This is a genomic window from Cupriavidus sp. 05N40, from assembly GCF_056397305.1.
The window spans coordinates 1-3,145 of record NZ_JBFTND010000388.1 but is presented as its reverse complement, the minus strand read 5'-3'; the positions used below and the strand labels follow the sequence as shown (position 1 = coordinate 3,145).

At 63.4% G+C, this 3,145-nt stretch carries 4 protein-coding genes; all 4 read right to left on the bottom strand.

The features are described 5' to 3' along the window. The coding region (locus AC1DO7_RS40595; protein WP_441624473.1) for a succinate dehydrogenase iron-sulfur subunit at positions 1–693 on the bottom strand (693 nt) is incomplete at its 3' end. A 35-nt stretch (positions 694–728) separates the two neighbouring features. Beyond that, a complete protein-coding gene (sdhA, locus tag AC1DO7_RS40590; protein WP_441624475.1) occupies positions 729–2,507 on the bottom strand; it encodes a succinate dehydrogenase flavoprotein subunit in 1,779 nt (592 codons plus the stop codon). Between the two features lie 3 nt (positions 2,508–2,510). Next, complete coding sequence (gene sdhD, locus AC1DO7_RS40585; RefSeq protein ID WP_441624477.1) at positions 2,511–2,876, bottom strand: succinate dehydrogenase, hydrophobic membrane anchor protein; 366 nt, start codon at positions 2,874–2,876, stop codon at positions 2,511–2,513. A gap of 11 nt (positions 2,877–2,887) precedes the next feature. Next, positions 2,888–3,145, bottom strand: a 258-nt coding sequence (gene sdhC, locus AC1DO7_RS40580; RefSeq protein WP_441624479.1) for a succinate dehydrogenase, cytochrome b556 subunit, incomplete at its 5' end; no start/stop codon positions are given.

Here is a 3,145-nt window from a genome sequence, read left to right as displayed (position 1 = left end):
GCGGCGAACCATCAGCTCCTTGATCTTGCCGATGGCCTTGGTCGGATTCAGCCCCTTCGGGCAGACGTCGACGCAGTTCATGATGCTGTGGCAACGGAACAGGCGGTACGGGTCGTTCAGGTCGTCCAGGCGCTGGCTGGTGGCCTGGTCGCGGCTGTCCGCGATGAAGCGGTAGGCTTGCAGCAGGCCGGCCGGGCCGACGAACTTGTCCGGGTTCCACCAGAACGACGGGCAGGACGTCGAGCAGCTCGCGCACAGGATGCACTCATACAGCCCGTCGAGCTCGTCACGTTCCTCGGGCGACTGCAGGCGCTCCTTCTCGGGCGGCGGCTCGTCGTTGATGAGGTACGGCTTGATCGAGTTGTACTGCTTGAAGAACTGCGTCATGTCGACGATCAGGTCGCGCACGACCGGCAGGCCGGGCAGCGGGCGCAGCACGATGCGGTCCGGCAGCTCGCGCATATTGGTCAGGCACGCCAGGCCGTTCTTGCCGTTGATGTTCATCGCGTCCGAACCGCACACGCCTTCGCGGCAGGAGCGGCGGAACGAGATGGTCTCGTCCAGCTTCTTCAGCTTGACCAGCGCGTCGAGCAGCATGCGCTCGTGACCGTCCAGCTCGACCTCGTAGGTCTGCATGCGGGGAGCTGCATCCTTGTCCGGATCGTAGCGGTAGACTTCGAAAATACGCTTCATTTCTGTGGGTCCTGTTTAGCTCTTCGACGCGGTGCTTAGAAGGTCCGKGCCTTGGGCGGAACGCTTTCCACCGTCAGCGGTTCCATCTTCACCGGCTTGTAGTCGAGGCGATTGCCTTCGCTGTAGAACAGCGTGTGCTTGAGCCAGTTCTGGTCGTCGCGGTTCGGGAAATCGCTGTGCGCGTGCGCGCCRCGCGATTCCTTGCGGGCAGCCGCCGAGATCATGGTTGCCTTGGCCACTTCCACCAGGTTGGCCACTTCCAGGGCTTCCACCAGTGCGGTGTTGAAGACCTTGGACTTGTCCTTCAGGTGGATGTTGGCAGCACGCTCGGTCACTTCCAGGATGCGTTCGACGCCTTCGTCCATCAGCTTCTGCGTACGGAACACGCCCGCATGCGACTGCATGTTCTTGCGGATGTCGTTGGCCACGTCCTGGGTGTACTCGCCCGACGACGACGACTCCAGCTTGGCCAGGCGCGACATGGCGCGGTCAGCAGCATCGGCCGGCAGCGGCTTGTGCTCTTTCTGCTTGATCGCGGTCGCGGCAATGTGGTTGCCGGCCGCGCGGCCGAACACCACCAGGTCSAGCAGCGAGTTGGTGCCCAGGCGGTTGGCGCCGTGCACCGACACGCASGAGCATTCGCCGATCGCGTAGAAACCGTTCACGACATCGTTGGGGTTGCCGTTCTTCGGCGCCACGACCTGACCATGGATATTGGTCGGGATACCGCCCATCTGGTAATGGATGGTCGGGACGACGGGAATCGGTTCCTTGATCGCATCCACGTTGGCGAACTTCATGCCGATTTCGCGGATCGACGGCAGGCGCTTCATGATGGTGTCCGCACCGACGTGGGTGAGGTCCAGCAGCACGTAGTCGCCGTTCGGGCCGCAGCCACGGCCTTCCTTGATTTCCTGGTCCATCGAGCGCGAGACGAAGTCGCGCGGCGCCAGGTCCTTCAGCGTCGGCGCGTAGCGCTCCATGAAGCGCTCGCCGTCCTTGTTGCGCAGGATACCGCCTTCGCCGCGYACGCCTTCGGTGATCAGCACGCCCGCGCCGGCCACGCCGGTCGGGTGGAACTGCCAGAACTCCATGTCTTCCAGCGGCACGCCTGCGCGCGCYGCCATGCCCAGGCCGTCACCGGTGTTGATGAAGGCRTTGGTCGACGCGGCGTAGATGCGGCCGGCGCCGCCGGTGGCGAACAGCGTGGTCTTGGCCTCGAGGATGTAGACCTCGCCGGTTTCCATTTCCAGCGCGGTCACGCCCAGCACGTCGCCGTCGGCGTCGCGGATCAGGTCCAGCGCCATCCATTCGACGAAGAAATGCGTCTTGGCGCGCACGTTGCGCTGGTACAGCGTGTGCAGCAGCGCGTGGCCGGTACGGTCGGCCGCGGCGCARGCGCGCTGGACCGGCTTCTCGCCGTAGTTCGAGGTGTGGCCGCCGAACGGGCGCTGGTAGATGGTGCCGTCGGGGTTGCGGTCGAACGGCATGCCGAAGTGTTCGAGCTCGTAGACCACCTTGGGCGCTTCACGGCACATGAATTCGATCGCGTCCTGGTCGCCCAGCCAATCGGAACCCTTGATGGTGTCGTAGAAGTGATAGTGCCAATTGTCCTCGCTCATGTTGCCGAGCGAGGCACCGATGCCGCCCTGCGCCGCTACCGTGTGCGAGCGCGTGGGAAACACCTTGGAGAGCACGGCCACGTTCAGGCCGGCTTCCGCGAGCTGGAGGGATGCGCGCATCCCGGCGCCGCCCGCCCCGACGATGACCACGTCAAAGCGACGACGCGGCAATCCTGTCTTGACTGCGACCATTTATTACACCCTCCAGAGAATCTGAGCTGCGTAGCCCGCGCAACCGACGAGCCACAGAATCGTAAGAACTTGCAGCACGAGGCGCACGGCCATCGGCTTCACATAGTCCATCCAGATGTCGCGTACGCCGATCCAGGCGTGGAACAGCAGCGACAGGATGGTGAGGAACGTGATGATCTTCATCCACTGGTTGGAGAAGAGACCTGCCCACGCTTCGTAGGAAGCGCCGTTCGAGAGCAGGAAGGCGACTGCCAGCACGACGGTGAAGACCACCATGATGACAGCGGTGACGCGCTGCGCGAGCCAGTCTTTCAGACCGTAGTGCGCACCGACGACAAGACGCTTGGGACCGATATTATTATTTGCCACCTTGACTCTCCTCAAAACAGGCCGAACAGCTTCAGGCCGAAAATCGCGGTGAGCAACAGGCTGATGACCATCACGGCGACAGCGGACTTGGCCGAGGCCGGCTTGGTCACGCCGACGTGCACGTCGAGCAGCAGGAAACGGATGCCGGCACAGAAGTGGTGGAGGTAACCCCAGATCAGGGCCAGCAGAACCAGCTTGACGAAGCCGCCGGACAGGAGCGCCGAGAACTTTGCGAAACTCAGTTCGGAGGTGACGCTTTGCTCGAACAG